The organism is Aquirufa sp. TARAVU-A1A (assembly GCF_054558675.1).
The window spans coordinates 365,603-382,133 of record NZ_JBPXKP010000002.1; the positions used below are offsets into that span (position 1 = coordinate 365,603).

Consider the following 16,531-nt stretch of genomic DNA (forward strand, 5'->3'; position numbering starts at 1 on the left):
GCTTTTTTATTTTTTCCAAAACTACGCTTGCAAAAGCGCCCAACCGTCCTATCCTACCTAGGGATAGTCAATATATTTTTTCCGGCTTTTAGCGCATAACTTTTGCCCTTCCAAATAAATTGCCCACCAACTGTTCCCGGTAATTCAATGGAAGCGGCGCCCACTCGATAAGCAATTTTTATTTCCCCCTGCGGATGAGGTACCACACCTTCCACTTCTTTAAGCTCGCCTAGATGTGGTTCAATTTTTACTTTAGCGAAAGCCGGTGCATCAGAGTCTACGCCCAAAACGATGCGGAAAAATTCAATGTTAGGACTTGCGCCCCAAGCATGGCAATCCGATCTGGACGTGGAAATATCCGAGGTTTCCGCCCAAGTCGACAAGCCCATGTCGATGTTTTCTTTCCATTTATCAAGCCATTTCAGGTAATCATTTCCTTGACCAGCTTTCGTTAAGGCTAAGTGTATGTAGTATTTGAAGTAGATAGACGCAGGAGCTAAATCCTTGTCAGTCAGGAGTTTCCTTGACACCCCGCCAGCGTCAAAACCCGCCAAAATGGCAAGGGAATTTGCGTGTTGGGAAAATTTATCATGCACTTCCGTATCTGCATACAAACCTCTAGCAGCATCCCAGTATATTTTATGTAAAACCGGTTTTAATGCCTTCACTTTCGCCTCATAGCGAGCGGCCAATTCGGGATAGCCAAAATAACGTTCGATTTCAGCCGCATTTTGCAAGATCCATACATACTGAAAATCGATCACTGCCGAACGGCCAGAAGGCCCAACCGGAGCAATTCCCCGTGGCCAGGCATTCACCCAGTCGGAGAAAGTCCAATAAGGTACATTTTGCAAGGTTCCATCGGTTCCTTCGAAACGCGAAAAATAATCCAAAATCCCGCGCATGCCGGATAATTTGTTTTTCAAGAACGAAGGATCTTTTCCATAGCGTAAATAATCATGCAACATCCCGATGTACCATAAGGAGAAGGTCGGAATTTGCTGGTGCAAATCCGTCGGGTATCTGCTCAGCGTAATTCCTTCCGCTATTCTCGAATGATCCATGTGGTCCAGCGCCTGACGCACCAAACGCTCATCCCCCGCATAATACATGCTGACAAGCGCCTGAATCCGTGCATCGCCAATGTATTGCAATTGCTCATAATAAGGACAATCCATGTAGGTTTCCATCGCACATAAACGCGCGGTGCGAAAGCCTACGTCAAGCAATTGGGGAATCAAAGGATTATCCGTTTTCAACGCAGCTTTCGCCAGAAAAGGAAAACCCGTGAACACGCTCTTAAAATCCTGCAAAGTCAAAGCCTCCGCTTCCGTTTTTACGGTCAAACGCACATAGCGAAAGGTGCGATAGGTCATTGTTTCAAAAGTATGCGCGGCACCATCGGCAATAAGGCTATCCTTCCGACCAAGCCAGTATTTATCCTCAATATCATTCCGATTACCCTTATGATTCCCATTTTTCGTAGTCGTACTTAGCGGCTTCTTTTCGTATAAACCTTCGGCATAGGTAAGGCCGATTTTGGCATCCTTTCCTCCTGAAAACGTTAATTGCGGGTATGCATTTGTCAATACTCCTTGATCGATCCACAGATCAACCGAAGAATTCGCAGGTACCACGAGCGATTTCCCGTGAATCAGATCCCCCTCTCCTTTGCGAATAGCCGCAAATCTTTGCTCTTTTAATTCCATCGCCGGAATCGCGGAAGGATATAGCATCCAACCCCTTGAATCGATAGCCGCGCCTTTGGTTAAACCTGGACCTAAGGATTTCGCGGAAATGAAAGGCGACCAGGATTTGGCATATTCCTGTAATTCTCCTTGACCCGCCACATAATAACCTGGCACCCGAGGCTGCAACGGAGATACCCCCAGATTTTTAGCCACTTGCCAATTCATATTGGTGTTCAACGCGGCATAAGCCTCCTCGTCGGTCTGTAAAATAAATCCCGTTGCATAGGATATTTGGGCCTCTGGTTTTCCTTTTCCCTCATTCCAAACCAAGGCCTCCAAGGTATTTTCTCCCGACTTTAAATAAGGCGCGATGTCCAAGGTCTCAAAATTCCAGAAATACAAATCGCCGCGAGCAGGTCCAGCCGATACCCAAGTCCCGTTCACATATAATTTATAGCGATTATCGCCGGAAACGTGAATGAGACATTTGGCAGGTTTTTCAGGCAATGAAACCGTTTTCTGAAATTTGAATACCCCATAATCTTTCAAACCTAGCAGAGAATAAACATTGTTTGCATTCTCCGCATACGTAATCCAGGAAGCTTTCCAAGGTTTACGCCAAAGTTCAGGTTTTAGATTTTGTGCATAGGCCAAAGGGCCTGCCAAAAGGAGGAATAGAAGGAGTATTTTCATAGGTTTAAGTAGAGACGCGATTCATCGCAAATTAATTGTAGAGACGCAATACCTTGCGTCTAGAATAAAAATAAGACGCGAAGTATCGCGTCTCTACATATTTAAGTCGCAAGGCAATGCGTCTCTACATGATTTTATTTCTTTTTCTTCGGCTGCGCCATATCCATGTAATCCACAACCAAGCTACTCAAGGCTTTCACCCCTACTTGGAAATGACCTTCATCTAATTGAAAGTCTGGCGTATGGTGCCCTGCCACTTCATCAGCCTTTTTGTTATCCGGACGTGCTCCCAAGAAGAAGAAGAAACCTGGAACTTTTTGTTGGAAGAATGAAAAATCTTCCGCACCTGTATGTGCAGGAACAGTTCTAACGCGATCCTTTCCATTAACTCCTTGCAAAGTTGGCAACATCTTTTCTACCAATTGTGGATTGTTATACGTCACAGGATATCCTGTACCGATCGTCACATCAGCTTTACCGCCACCACTTTCAGCAATATTTGTTGCGATATCTTTGATGCGTTGGTGAACCAATTGACGTTGTTCTACACCAAAAGTCCGGATCGTTCCGATCATATGAGAACTTTCCGGAATAATATTTTGACGAATACCACTGTGAATGGCGCCTACTGTAACGATGGCAGGATCTTCCGTGATGTTCACCGAACGTGAAACGATGGTTTGTAAACCCATCACGATTTGAGAAGAAATAACAATCGGGTCAATTCCCGTCCAAGGATTTGCACCATGTGCTTGCTTACCTTTTACTTTGATATCTAATTGATCTACAGCTGCCATGGTAGCACCAGACTTGTATTCAATAACACCGTTGTCTGAGCCTGCAGAAATATGTAAACCAAAAATCACATCCACTTTAGGGTTTTCTAACACGCCTTCTTTCACCATCAACTCAGCCCCTGAAAGAATGGTTTCTCCCTTTTCGTTGTAAACTCCCTCCTCAGATGGCTGAAATATAAACTTCACAGTACCTGCTAAATTCGCTTTCTCAGATGCCAAAATTTCAGCCACAGCCATTAAAATTGCCACGTGTGAATCGTGACCACAAGCATGCATGACACCTGTTTTTTGACCATTAAACTCAGTAACCACCTTCGACTTAAAAGGAATATCTACACGTTCTGTCACAGGTAAACCGTCCATGTCGGCACGCAAGGCGACAACGGGTCCTGGCTTTCCGCCCTTTAGAATCCCAACCACACCCGTGTAAGCCACTTTTTCCTGTACCTCAATACCCAAAGAACGTAGATGCGCTGCCACGATACCCGCAGTGCGAACTTCTTGGTTTCCCAATTCGGGATGCTCATGAAAATCGCGACGCCAAGCGATGACCTTGTCTTTCAAGGCATCCGCTTTTTGCGCAATAACGGGTTTTAATGAGGACTGCGCAGACGCGAAAAACGGTGCTGCGAATAGGGCGATGAAGGTTAGTTTTTTCATTGGTAATTTTTCGTTTTTTCAAATCCCCCAGGTTAAAACCTGGGGTTAACATATTTGTAACCTCAGGCTTCAGCCTGAGGACTTGGGCAAACACCCAAAATCAATCTATTTATACCCCCAACCCCGCATGATGGCAATATTCTCCTTCATACAGTCAAGCGGTTGTAATCCTTGATAAGCTTCTTGTTCAATAATAAAGTGCTTCGTTCCGCCCTCTTTGTCGCCTAACTTCACCAAAGCCTTTACATCAATTTGACCTGATCCTTTTCCAAGAATCGTTGATTCAAAATGTTCATGACCTGTTTTGGCTGGCACTTCGTCTTTCACGTGCATGGAAACGAAACGACCTGGGAATTTCTTCATCACTTCGGCAGGAACTCCCCCACCATTGATCATATTACCTATGTCTAATTGTTGGGCTACGAGTTTCGGATCTGTATTGTTCAACATAATATCATACAACAATTCTCCTTCCAGTTTCTCCGAAAACTCAAAATCATGGTTGTGGTACCCGAATCGCATACCAAATTTGTTACACAATTCTCCCGATTTATTGAAGATATCCATGTATTTCAACAACAAGTTTTTATCCTTGCGAATCCCCATGTCGATGGATGGACTTATGACTAATTCCTGTCCCAAAACAGCAGCATCTTCCACAGTATATTTCCACAAATCAGTGAAATCATTTTTTGCGTCGTCCCAATGCAGCTTACCCATTACAGTATGTCCTGAAGGCATTTTAATTCCTAAATCATCGAGACGTTTGCGGAATTCTTTGGCCTCCCAACCGTAAAATTTGCGATTAACGTAATTAGCATGTTCTACATATTTATAGCCCATTTCTGCCAAAGCATTCAAGGTTGCTTGTGGATCCTTGCGCATATCATCGCGTACGGAATACAATTGAACCCCAACTAATTTCTTGTATTTAACGGCTGCCAAACTCTGCAAAGCAGGAGAAGCAAAAGCCAATGCACCTAGCCCAAAGGCCGAATTGCGCAAAAAGGAACGACGTGATGAATTCATAATTTCATAGGTTTATTTAGTTCTCCAAGCTACTAATTCTATTTCTAATTTACAAAATTCCCGTAACTTCGAAGGATGATGCAACCACTCGCAGAACGCATGCGCCCCACTTCACTTGAAGACTACATTGGCCAAGAAAAGGTCATTGGAGCTCATGCACCCCTACGCAAGGCAATCGAGGCAGGACATCTCCCCTCTTGTATTCTGTGGGGTCCTCCCGGGGTAGGAAAAACGACCTTAGCCACCTTATTAGCGGGTGCATTAAAACGCACAATCTACACGCTCTCTGCTGTACAATCTGGCGTAAAAGAAGTCCGTGAAACGCTCGAATTAGCGAAGAAAAACCGCATGTTTGAAGCGCAATCACCTATTCTTTTCATCGATGAGATTCACCGTTTCTCCAAGTCCCAGCAAGACTCCTTGCTAAATGCGGTCGAAAAAGGAATCGTCACGTTGGTGGGAGCAACCACAGAAAACCCATCATTCGAGGTTATTTCAGCCCTATTATCGCGTTGTCAAGTATATGTATTGGAGGCATTGAATGATGTGCATTTACGCCAACTCATCGATAAGGCCATTAGCACGGATAAATTATTCGCAAATAAAACCATCACGCTCACGGAAACGGATGCGCTATTCCATTTTTCAGGGGGAGATGGTCGGAAATTATTGAATCTCTTTGAATTGCTCATCACCACCGAAGGGGCAAATGAAATTGAAGTTACCAATGCGCTTGTCACTGAACGTTTACAAAAAAACTTAGCACAATACGACAAGGATGGTGAACAACATTACGACATCATATCAGCCTTCATTAAATCCATTCGCGGTTCTGACCCGGATGCGGCTGTTTACTGGTTGGCCCGCATGCTTGCAGGTGGCGAATCCTTGGAATTCATCGGTCGGCGCTTATTGATCCTCGCCTCCGAGGACATCGGTTTAGCCAATCCGAACGCATTGCTACTAGCGCAATCTTGCTTCGATTCCATCCGCGTCATTGGCAACCCGGAATCCCGCATTATTTTATCCCAAACGGTGATCTATTTGGCAACATCTCCAAAAAGTAATTCTGCCTATAATGCGATTAATAAAGCCATGGCTTTTGTGGAGCAAACAGGAAATTTACCCGTGCCTTTGCATTTACGCAATGCACCTACGCGTCTCATGAAAGATTTGAATTATGGGGCCGATTATAAATACCCGCATGATTATCCGGGAAATTGGGTGGAGCAGAACTACTTCCCTGAGGTCCCGTCGCGCCCCGTGTTCTACAAACCTTCCGAGCAAGACAAAATTAATCGTGGCACTCCATCAAAATAAGGGCGCCACTTTCGTAGGAAATTTTCACCATCCCATCTTCTCGCGCCTCATTGCTAGAACTTGTCTGAGTCCCTAGACGTAATATAGGATGGTTCAAATCGTATAATAAACCTGTCGATTTTACCTGAAACGCCTCCCCGTAAGGCATCAAGGAAATAGGTGTTTTGGCAGGATACCATTTTTCAAACGTAGGGGGTAACAAATAAGAGGTTGAATAATCATCGAAGAAGACAATCTTCATTCGCCGACCGTATCGCACCATCGAATGAAAATTATTCAAGGTATGATCCATGCGCTTTCCGGAAGCCCAAACCACATTCACAGCGGGATAACCTTCAGCCAACAAATATTCAAAAGCCTTCTCTAAATCGGTCAAATTTTGATCCGGTGTATGTACTTTTTTCAAGGGATAATCACTGAAATCCGTGATGTGTGTATGATCAAAATCGCCTAACCAAACATCCACTTTGATGCCCAATGAGATCACCCTTTCCAAAGCACCATCCAGAACAAGGACCGTTGGGGACCATTCTAATAATTGATCCAACATTTCCATTGAACACGCCTCCCCATTCGCAATGATCAGCGCGGGTTCTTGTTTTTCACGAATGATGTGATGCGAGGACATTAGGCTTTGAAGTCAGATTTACCACCCGATTTTGAAATCAATTTGGTCTCTTTGATGACGATTCCTTTGGAAACCGATTTACACATGTCGTAAACGGTTAAAGCAGCGACTGAGGCGCCAACCAAGGCTTCCATTTCAACACCCGTTTTAGCTTCTAGCCGACAAATGCATGTGATTACAATTTGATCCGCTAACACTTCTGTTTCAAACTTACAAGAATCTAAACCGAGTGGATGACATAAAGGAATCAAATCCGAGGTCTTTTTGGCAGCCATGGTACCGGCAATCACGGCCGTTTGTAGGATGCTTCCTTTCTTATTTTGCCAACCGGCTGCCTCGAAATGCTGGACGATTTCTGCACCTAAATAGACAATGGATTGCGCTTTTGCTTCGCGCACCGTTTCATTTTTGGAACTTACATCCACCATGCCGGGGGTACCATCGGATTGCAGGTGTGAAAAATCGATAGCCATAGCTGATTTGAAATTTAGAAGACAAAAATACGGGAGAATTAGCAAAAAATAGCGAAATTTAACAAATACGTAAAACAACAAACATGATCAGTCCTATTGAAGCAATTGCCCTATTAAAAAACATCACCATTCCATTTCGGACTGAGAAATTACCCTTAGCAAAAACCTTGGGCATGAATTTGGCTGAAAAAATTGTTGCGGACCGTGATTTTCCTCCCTTTGATCGTGTCATGATGGATGGTATTGCCGTGAAAGACATCACCGCTCCAACCTGGAAAATCGAAGGCATTCTATATGCGGGAGAACCCGTAAAAGCGATTAAAAAAATCGATGGTGCCATGGAAATCATGACAGGCGCAACGGCTCCCAAAGGAACGGAAGCGATCATCAAAATTGAAGATTTAAGCATCGAGAAAAAGATTGCCACCTACATAGGTAAAACACCCTTAACAAAGGGTCAATTCATTCATACGCAAGGCATGGATGCCAAAGAAGGGACGATTTTAGTTAAAAAACGCACAAAAATCGGACCTGTGGAAATTGCCATTGCGGCTACAGTTGGCAAAGCGCACATCGAAGTGGAATCAAAACCACATGTGCACATTTTCTCCACTGGTGATGAAATAGTAGGACTTCATGAAACGCCTGCGGTACATCAAATTCGGTCATCGAATGTCATGATGATGAAATCTGTCTTGTTATCAAAAGGCTTCAAAGCAAATTCAAGCCACCTACCTGATTCAGCTGAAAAGATCAAAGCGAATATCGATAAGGTCTTAGAATCCAATGACATTATTTTATTGTCGGGCGGAGTCTCTGCTGGTAAAAAAGATTTGATTCCAGGTGTCCTAACGGAAGCTGGTTTCGAAACAATCTTTCATAAAATTGCTCAGAAACCGGGTAAACCGATGTTGGTAGCCACACGCACCGACGGCAAAGTGGTATTCGCATTCCCGGGTAATCCGATCTCAACTTTAACTTGTTTTTGGGTCTATTTCTTACCTTGGGTATCCGGCGATTTCCCTGAATATGCAGAAAAAGAAATCAAGTTTTTACCTAAACCATCCGCAGAATTAGATCAGTGGATTCCGGTTGAAAATGGCGAAACCTTGGCTCATAATGGCTCAGGCGATTTGATCAATTGGTCAAAAGCCGATGGATTAGTTTGGCAAAAAGCTGGGCAAAAAGATACCAAATTGCCTTATATCCCACTTAAATAATCATGTATGGAACTCAAGCTTCATCAATTTGACTTACCGCTCAAACACACCTTTACGATCACACATGAATCGCGTGACGTACAGCCCACACTTATTGTGGAGTTAAGTTGGCACGGCAAAAGCGGATTCGGCGAAGCGACAGAGACCCCATATTACGGCATCACCATGGAAAAGATGGTGGCGCAAGTAGAAAGTATCCGACATTTATTACCCAGCGATATTCTTCCGCACCCGACGGATTTTTGGAAGTTGATTTCCAAAACTTTGTTGGACGACCATCCTTTCGCACTTTGCGCCTTAGATGTAGCCTATTGGGACCTTTGGGGAAAAACACATAATAAAGCGCTACATGAAATTTGGGGATTGGATATCTCTCACAACCCGATCACCGACTATACCATTGGAATTGATACCGTAGATGTCATGGTTTCCAAAATGCGGGAAATGCCCTTTCCTTTGTATAAAATCAAACTGGGCACGGATCAAGATTTAGAGATTGTAGAAGCCTTGCGCAAAGAAACCGAAGCTGTTTTCCGGGTGGATGCCAATACCGCTTGGACTCCTGAACAGACGATTTATTTCGCACCGGAATTAAAAAAACTGGGCGTTGAATTTATTGAACAACCCTTAAAGGCCGACAACTGGGAAGGCATGAAGCGCGTTTACCAAGAATCTGCATTGCCCATCATTGCCGATGAGTCATGTATTTTAGAAGAAGATGTAGCCAAATGCTCCGGATATTTTCATGGAGTTAATATCAAGTTAATGAAATGTGGGGGACTTACGCCTGCCCTGCGGATGATCAATCAAGCGAAAAGTCTTGGCCTAAAAGTCATGGTAGGCTGTATGACCGAATCGACGATCGGTTGCTCGGCCATCGCGCAATTATTGCCCTTATTGGATTACGTAGACATGGACGGCTGTTTATTAGTTGACGACCAAATCGCCAAAGGTATTACCATCGATTTTGGCACAGTACAATATGCTAATGCTCCTGGAACGGGTGCACAATTAATTCGTTAGTATGTCGTATCAAATCCAACAAAATCAAATCCCGGAGCGTCTCGTGTCATTCGAGGGAAAAGAATACCGTTGGCTTGGGGGAACGAATTATTTAAACATTGGCACCCATCCCCTCTTTCAAGAAAAACTACAGGAGGGTATTCGGATGTTTAGTCAAAATTGGGGTAGTTCCCGACTGAATAATTACCGCATGGATGCCTGGGAGAGTTTGGAGCATACGCTCGCCAAACGCTTTCAGGTCGAAGCCGCAGCCTTATGCAGTTCTGGTTTAATTGCTGGCCAAATAGCCCTGCAACACATCATGCAAAAATATCCGAATGCAGCTATTTCCTTAGCTCCCAAAACCCATCCAGCCTTGTGGAGACATCCACATAAACCGGCAGCGGGTTCATTCGCGGATTGGGAAAAAGATGCACAAATTCTCTGCATGGATGGTATCGGAGCTCCTTGGGTGGAAGAATTCTTAACAGGTTTTGAGCAAAATTTATCAGCCGACCAGACATTGATTGTCGACGAATCCCATCGTCTTGGAATCGTTTCCACGCAAATTCAAACACCGGCAAATTTGATTCAAACGAGTTCTTTATCGAAAGCCTTTGGGATTCCTGCAGGGATCATTTTAGGCAAAAAAGCTGATATTGACGCGATCAAACAAGATCCCTTTTGGGTAGGTGGATCGCCAGCAAATCCGGCCTATGTATATGCCTGTTTACATGCCCAAGAAGCCTATGATGAGCGGATCGAACAATCCCGAGTACTCGCTGAGGCGTTTACAAAAAATGTGATGCAGGTGAATTATGTCAAGGATTATCCAGCATTCAGTTCCGCGGACACGAAGCTTTTTGATCATTTAAAATCCCATGGATTTTTATGCAACCAATTCGCCTATCCTGACCCACAAGCTGCTCCTATTTGCAAAGCTATTTTACCCGCTTGCCTGCATGTTCAGGATATCGAAGAATTAAGCCAAGCCCTATTAACCTATGAAAAAGTTTAAACTAGTACTCTTTATGGGACTCTTTTCAACGTCACTGCTTCATGCCCAAGAAAATGTGATCGAGCAATTATTAAAGGCTAATCCCACTTATTTTAAGCATTTGACGGATAATCCAAGTAAATACCGTTTGCAGATTTTATACACGCAAATCGACCGAGATGCACATAACAAGGCTCAATTCACCACACATGCCTATCGGGTGGATGCCAATGAATATTTTTACCCTGCAAGTACCGTTAAATTAGCCGCAAGCGTTTTGGCTTTGGAAAAAATCAACCGGCTGAAAATCGATAAAGCAACAACATTCCATACCCTGAAAAATAGGCCAACGCAGTTGGAGGTCCTAACAGACACCAGCGCATCGAACGGCAAACCGAGCATTGAGCACTATATTAAGAAGATTTTATTGGTCTCCGACAACGAAGCCTACAACCGTTTATATGAATTTTTAGGCCAAAAAAAATTCAACAAAACCATGGCCTCCAAAGGTTTTGAGGGTGTTCGATTCACGCATCGTTTACAGACAAGCATTCCCTTGTTGGAAAATCAATACACGAACCCGGTGAAATTTGTGGATGAGCAAGGCCGACTTATTTATCAACAAAAAGAGCAGTTCAACAAGAAGCAAATCGTCTCCACGAATCCAATAATTTTAGGAAAGGGAATCATGAACGATTCGGGGCGCATCATTCCACATCCGGTTAATTTTAGCTTTAAGAATGCTTATCCACTGCAAGCCCAACATGATTTCTTGAAACGCTTGATGTTTCCGGCTTCCTTCGAGAAAAAAGACCGGTTTAAATTGAGTCCTGAAGATTATTCGTTTTTATACCGCTACATGTCGGAATACCCAACCGAATCCAAACATCCGAATTATAGTGCAGATTCCACAATTGGGCCAGCTTATTGCAAATTTTTATACTATGGAGGTGATAAAAAGGCGAACATGAATCCGAATGTTCGCATCTTCAACAAAGTAGGTGATGCCTATGGATTCTTACTTGATAATGCCTATTTCGTCGACTTCCAAAACAAGGTAGAATTTATGGTTACCGCAGCGATCTACTGCAATGAAGACGAAATATTCAATGACGACAAATACGATTATGAAACGGTCGGATTTCCCTTTTTTAAGCATTTAGGCGAGGTAATCTACCAACATGAACTTAGCCGACCGAAAACAAATCAACCTAATTTAGACTATTTGAGATTCAATTATGCGGATTAAAATCATTCTTTTTTGCTTGTTGGCCCACCTATCTTGGGCACAAAAAACCATCGGAATCGTAAACATATCAGTAGCGAACATTCGGGCGGAGGCTCGCGAAGGGGCCGAAATGAGTACACAAGCATTGTTGGGAACAGCCGTTCAATTGCTTGAAAAAGCGGCAACAAAAAATTGGTATCGCGTTCAATTGCCCGACCATTATCAAGGTTGGGTCGAAGGAAGCACAATTATTCGGATGGATAGCTCCGAATTTCAGGCATACCGCAAATCAGGAACGGAACTCATAATTACGGCTCCGTTCAGTAAAGTGTATCAATTCCCGAGTAGCAAATCGGAGATCATCAGCGAATTGGTGCAACATAACCGCTTAATGGCGATACGGAAAAAGATCGGATTTTGGGAAATTCGCATGGCTGATGGTGTCATAGGCTATGTTTCCTTGAAAGATGTGGAGGATTATTCGACATGGAAGAAATCGAATTCAGGGCCAACTGAAAATCGTATACTTCAGTCGGCACACCAATTGATGGGCATTCCCTATTTATGGGGAGGTACATCCATCAAGGGCATGGATTGCAGTGGGTTTACGAAATTAGTATTCCAGTCGAATGGCTGGATTATTCCGCGGGATGCGAGCCAACAAGCTCGCGAGGGGATACTCGTGGATAGTCTACGCAAATGGGAAAATTTAAAACCGGGGGATTTATTATTCTTTGGTGAAAAGAGACCTGACGGGACTAACAAAGTCGTTCACGTGGGATTATGGGAAGGTCGGAAAGCATATATCCATGCCGCCGACCGGACACGCAGAGCGAGTGTGGATTCACAATCCAAGGATTTTGATGCCTACAATTTGAACCGTTATTTATTCACAAAACGGATAAACGTAATTTCAAAAGAGGTACAAAAAATCGACTAGGCTTTTCGGTATGAATATGCTAGCACAATCACGCCAAACAACACGGCGGGAATCGATAAAATTTGGCCCATATTCAAGGTCAAATTATTTTCAAATGCGCTTTGGTTTTCTTTTAAGAACTCGTAGAAAAAACGAAGTGTAAAGAGCACGATCATAAAATAACCCGTCATTAAACCTTCTTGTGTGTCCTTTTTCTTTTTGGACCAAAACCACATCAAGGCAGCAAAAATCAACAAGCAAGAAAGAGCTTCGTATAATTGAGAGGGATGACGAGCTAGCACTAAATTGGGATCTCCATAAGGATTGAATTCTGTATCGCGTAAAAATTTAAAGCCCCAAGTTAATTCCGTAGGCTTTCCGATAATCTCCGAATTCATCAAATTCCCCATTCGAATAAAGAAGCCGCCCAAAGCCACAGCCGGCACAATCCGATCTGTGATGTATAAATAAGACATGCCTGGATTTTTGCGGGAGTACAGATAAAAAGCAATAAACAATCCAATGGAGGCACCATGGGAAGCTAAACCCGAAAATGGTGGCGTAATCATTTGGATGAAAAAACGCAGAGGATCCGCTTGCAACAGGGGGAATTCATAGAAAAAATAATGTCCGGCGCGTGCACCTACGATTGTCGCGACCATCGTGTACATCAATAATTGGTCCGCCTGTTCTGTTGAACGTCCCTCCTGCTTGAACATGTAATTCACAACACGAAAACCCGCCAAAAAAGCCATGGCAAAAAAGAAGCCATACCAGCGAATTGGAAATCCAAAAAGGTCAATGATTACGGGATTGGGATCCCAAGAAATAAAAGCTGTGAACATGGGCTTATCGAATGAAACCCAAAATTAAGAGAATTTTTAAGAATTAACGTGATACTTTTCGCACGAGTACTTGAATCGATTTTTTAATGACTTTGGCTGGATAAAGCCTTTGAGGCAACCCTAAACCAAACATGCTCTGCGATGCAAATAGAAATACGACGAGTATCAATAAGGTTCGTTGATGATTTTTCATAACACAAACATACAAATTAAATAGTACTATGCAATACAAGGTACTATAATTTAACAAAAAAAATAATTAATTCGTAGACTTGATAAGCCGGTTCGTCGATTGCAGCTATATAATTAGGACTTTGTTAAACATATTTGAATAAGAATTGCAAGCGATCTACGTTTAATCCCTGTTCAACTAAATTTAACAACCATGAAAAAGCTCATTCTATTTGCCTTTGCTAGTACAGCACTATTAAGTTCATGTATCAAAGAAAACGACGCAATTAATCCACAAGGATTTGCTGCAACCAATGCAGCTAATGTACCACAAGCAGTACAATCAACGATTCAACAAAGTTTCCCTACTGCAAAAGTTGCATACTCCGTAATCCAACCGAATGCTTTGTACGTGGCAGATGTAACAACTGCTACAACCGAAACCCAAATCGTTTTATCATCCAAAGGTGCTATTAAAGAAGCCTTTTCAAAAGTTGATTCAACGGCATTACCTGCGAGCGTCTTGACTTATCTATCTACTAATTTTCCGGGTTACGACTTATTGCATGCATCGCAAAAAACAACGGGTACACCGACAGGATTTCGCGTAGAACTAAAATTCAACAACGAATTCTATTCTGTACTTTTTGATGATAAAGGAGCCTATGTTTCTCAAACAACAGGGATGCCAGGCGGTCCAAAAGGAGGGAAAGAGAAAGGTAGCCATGGTCCAGCTGCTACTAATTTAGCATTGACAGATCTACCTGCAGCTGTGCAAACTGCGTTGACTGGTTACACGTTCCAACGAGCAATAGCGAAAATTGACGACAAGGGAGTGACTATTTACCATGTTCATGCTGATAAAGCTGGTGTATCCTATGAATTGGATATTGATGCAAGTGGTAAAATAATCTCAAGCAAAGAAATCCCAGCGAAACCGGTCATTACCAAGACGGACTTAACAAGTTTGCCGGCTGCTATCACGGCTTATTTAAATACGAATGCCGCTGGTTGGACACTAAAAAATGCCGTAAGTATCGCCGCAGACAATGTAACAATCCACTACCATGTAGTCGTTTCCGTTGCAGGAGTAGTTCAAACCTATATGTTTGACAAGGATTATAAATTAATCCAAAATGCAGGTAAAGGACCCAAAGACAACCCATTGCTTCCAAATTTCACAGTAACAGAAATTACCCAAGCACAAATTCCTGCAGCCGCAATTACCTATTTGAATACAAATTATGCGGGTTGGACTTTTACCAAAGCTCAAACAGTTTCAGCCGATACAACAGTGAAAGAATATGAAGTATTTATTGCCGTAGCTGGAAAAAATTACAAAGTTGAATTTGATGGAAATGGGGTTTTCCAAGGAGCCAAATTAAAGTAATCTATTCCTTATATCGAATGAAAAGGCTTGCTTCGGCAAGCCTTTTCTGTTTATTTTGGAACTATATGCAAGAAATCGAACCATCCTTCCAGTGGGAATCCCTATACAATGCGGCGCACGACCGCAAATCCCCATTTTATGGAAGGAGCTATTCACAAACTGAATACGAAAACGATATCTACGGCTATTATATTCATCCACTTTGGGATGAAATCGATTCTGAAACACTCTATTGCAAAATTCTCTACAGCGATTATGCGCAAGGATATTCCATCATCGAATTATTCGGCGAATGGAACGATACGCTACACAACGACATCATGTTGCTCAAAAGGCAAGTTATCGACCACTTGCTTGCCGGCGGTATCAAACATTTTATTCTGATCGGCGAAAATGTCTTCAACTTTCATGGAAGCTATGAGGACGATTATTATGCCGAATGGTTCGAAGAAGTAGAGGATGGCTGGATCGTAGGATTGCATTTCGCAGATTTTGTCGAACAAGAATGGGCGAAATACCATGTGGATTATTACATCAATTTTGGTGGAAATTTACAGATTCCTAATTGGCGTACTTTGAAACCAGAAATGATTTTCGCCTATTTAAAGCACGTCATGGCGAAGCGATTAGGACCCGCGTAAAAAAATAATGGAATCAGGATATTAATCAGTACAATTTCTACTACATTAGCCCTTAAACTAACATTTTCTATGAAAAATATCTTATTAATTTGCTTGCTTAGCATCTCATTTCTAGGCTTTGCCAAAAAGCCCGATACGCGCTATTTTGAAATGCGTATTTACTATTGCCACCCAGGCCGACTAGACGCATTACTGCAACGTTTTACCAATCACACAACGAAGATTTTCGAAAAACATGGCATGACGAATGTAGGCTATTGGATCCCGAACAACAATACGGAGAATGCCTTGTATTACATCTTAGCTTATCCTTCTCAAGCTGCGCGTGATTCATCATGGAAACATTTTGGCAGCGATCCTGAGTGGAAAGAAGTGGCAAGAAAATCGGAAGAAAGTGGCAAAATCGTAGCAAAAGTTACCAGCATCTTCATGAATGCAACAGATTTCAGCCCGAAAATCAAAGCATCTCACAGCGATGCGGACCGTACTTTCGAAATGCGCACATACACCGCTACTCCTGGAAAATTAGAAAACGTTCTGACACGCTTCCGCGACCATACCGTGAAACTTTTCAAAAAGCATGGCATGGACAACATCGCCTATTTCACAACCATTCCGAAAGACGGCTCTCAGAGCAAATTGCTTTACTTCATCGCACACAAAAGTGAAGCTGCCGGCAAGGCAAGTTTTGATGCTTTCCGATTAGATCCGACATGGATTTCGGTGAAAGATGCATCCGAAAAAGATGGCAAAATCGTCGAAAAGGTGGAATCAATCTACATGAGCCCGACGAGTTTCTCGACAATTCGATAAATGGTCGTATCTTT

At 42.9% G+C, this 16,531-nt stretch carries 16 protein-coding genes; 9 read left to right on the plus strand and 7 right to left on the minus strand.

Going from position 1 to position 16,531, the window contains the following annotated elements; all coding sequences use genetic code 11:
* Positions 1 to 53: 53 nt before the first annotated feature.
* The 3 genes from V7S75_RS04235 to V7S75_RS04245 all read right to left on the minus strand — a co-directional run bounded on the left by V7S75_RS04235 (position 54) and on the right by V7S75_RS04245 (position 4,870).
* Positions 54 to 2,384 carry an alpha-L-rhamnosidase-related protein gene (locus tag V7S75_RS04235; protein WP_459511655.1) on the minus strand — a complete coding sequence of 777 codons (2,331 nt, stop codon included), beginning with the start codon at positions 2,382 to 2,384 and terminating at the stop codon, positions 54 to 56.
* Positions 2,385 to 2,518: 134 nt separating this feature from the next.
* Positions 2,519 to 3,841 carry an amidohydrolase gene (locus V7S75_RS04240; RefSeq protein WP_459511656.1) on the minus strand — a complete coding sequence of 441 codons (1,323 nt, stop codon included), beginning with the start codon at positions 3,839 to 3,841 and terminating at the stop codon, positions 2,519 to 2,521.
* A 105-nt stretch (positions 3,842 to 3,946) separates the two neighbouring features.
* Entirely contained in the window at positions 3,947 to 4,870 is a 924-nt protein-coding gene (locus tag V7S75_RS04245; protein ID WP_459511658.1) for a sugar phosphate isomerase/epimerase family protein, read from the minus strand.
* A 75-nt stretch (positions 4,871 to 4,945) separates the two neighbouring features.
* Between V7S75_RS04245 and V7S75_RS04250 the strand changes: the two genes are divergently transcribed.
* Complete coding sequence (locus V7S75_RS04250) at positions 4,946 to 6,190, plus strand: replication-associated recombination protein A (protein WP_459511659.1); 1,245 nt, start codon at positions 4,946 to 4,948, stop codon at positions 6,188 to 6,190.
* Here the strand turns inward: V7S75_RS04250 and V7S75_RS04255 are convergent.
* Positions 6,165 to 6,818: a thiamine diphosphokinase gene (locus V7S75_RS04255; RefSeq protein WP_459511660.1), complete on the minus strand. Its 654-nt coding sequence runs from the start codon at positions 6,816 to 6,818 to the stop codon at positions 6,165 to 6,167. The two genes, V7S75_RS04250 and V7S75_RS04255, sit on opposite strands and share 26 nt — an antisense overlap.
* Positions 6,818 to 7,291 (minus strand): cyclic pyranopterin monophosphate synthase MoaC, encoded by a 474-nt coding sequence (gene moaC, locus V7S75_RS04260; protein WP_459511662.1) that lies wholly within the window; start codon positions 7,289 to 7,291, stop codon positions 6,818 to 6,820. The genes V7S75_RS04255 and moaC overlap by 1 nt, the downstream gene beginning before the upstream one ends.
* An 83-nt stretch (positions 7,292 to 7,374) precedes the next feature.
* On the opposite strand from moaC, the gene V7S75_RS04265 reads away from it, so the two are divergent.
* Genes V7S75_RS04265 through V7S75_RS04285 form a run of 5 tightly spaced genes read left to right on the plus strand, consistent with a single transcriptional unit; the run spans position 7,375 to position 12,678 of the window.
* Positions 7,375 to 8,511: a molybdopterin molybdotransferase MoeA gene (locus V7S75_RS04265; RefSeq protein ID WP_459511664.1), complete on the plus strand. Its 1,137-nt coding sequence runs from the start codon at positions 7,375 to 7,377 to the stop codon at positions 8,509 to 8,511.
* Between the two features lie 6 nt (positions 8,512 to 8,517).
* On the plus strand, positions 8,518 to 9,534 hold the full coding sequence (locus tag V7S75_RS04270) for a dipeptide epimerase (RefSeq protein WP_459511665.1): 1,017 nt from the start codon (positions 8,518 to 8,520) through the stop codon (positions 9,532 to 9,534).
* A gap of 1 nt (position 9,535) precedes the next feature.
* Positions 9,536 to 10,531, plus strand: coding sequence for a PLP-dependent aminotransferase family protein (locus V7S75_RS04275; RefSeq protein ID WP_459511666.1), 996 nt, complete (start codon positions 9,536 to 9,538; stop codon positions 10,529 to 10,531).
* Entirely contained in the window at positions 10,518 to 11,759 is a 1,242-nt protein-coding gene (locus tag V7S75_RS04280) for a serine hydrolase (RefSeq protein WP_459511667.1), read from the plus strand. The genes V7S75_RS04275 and V7S75_RS04280 overlap by 14 nt, the downstream gene beginning before the upstream one ends.
* Positions 11,749 to 12,678, plus strand: a complete 930-nt coding sequence (locus V7S75_RS04285; protein ID WP_459511668.1) for a C40 family peptidase — start codon at positions 11,749 to 11,751, stop codon at positions 12,676 to 12,678. Before V7S75_RS04280 ends, V7S75_RS04285 begins: the two co-directional genes overlap by 11 nt.
* Here the strand turns inward: V7S75_RS04285 and lgt are convergent.
* Positions 12,675 to 13,502 (minus strand): prolipoprotein diacylglyceryl transferase, encoded by an 828-nt coding sequence (gene lgt, locus V7S75_RS04290; RefSeq protein WP_459511670.1) that lies wholly within the window; start codon positions 13,500 to 13,502, stop codon positions 12,675 to 12,677. The genes V7S75_RS04285 and lgt overlap by 4 nt on opposite strands.
* 43 nt (positions 13,503 to 13,545) lie before the next feature.
* Positions 13,546 to 13,695, minus strand: coding sequence for a hypothetical protein (locus V7S75_RS04295; protein ID WP_459511671.1), 150 nt, complete (start codon positions 13,693 to 13,695; stop codon positions 13,546 to 13,548).
* 192 nt (positions 13,696 to 13,887) lie between these two features.
* On the opposite strand from V7S75_RS04295, the gene V7S75_RS04300 reads away from it, so the two are divergent.
* The 3 genes from V7S75_RS04300 (at position 13,888) to V7S75_RS04310 (ending at position 16,517) form a co-directional block, all read left to right on the plus strand.
* The gene (locus V7S75_RS04300) at positions 13,888 to 15,063 is read left to right on the plus strand and encodes a PepSY-like domain-containing protein (protein WP_459511672.1); all 1,176 of its coding nucleotides are present in this window, start codon (positions 13,888 to 13,890) and stop codon (positions 15,061 to 15,063) included.
* A gap of 65 nt (positions 15,064 to 15,128) precedes the next feature.
* Complete coding sequence (locus V7S75_RS04305; protein ID WP_459511673.1) at positions 15,129 to 15,704, plus strand: hypothetical protein; 576 nt, start codon at positions 15,129 to 15,131, stop codon at positions 15,702 to 15,704.
* Between the two features lie 69 nt (positions 15,705 to 15,773).
* Positions 15,774 to 16,517, plus strand: coding sequence for an NIPSNAP family protein (locus tag V7S75_RS04310; protein WP_459511674.1), 744 nt, complete (start codon positions 15,774 to 15,776; stop codon positions 16,515 to 16,517).
* Positions 16,518 to 16,531 lie beyond the last annotated feature (14 nt).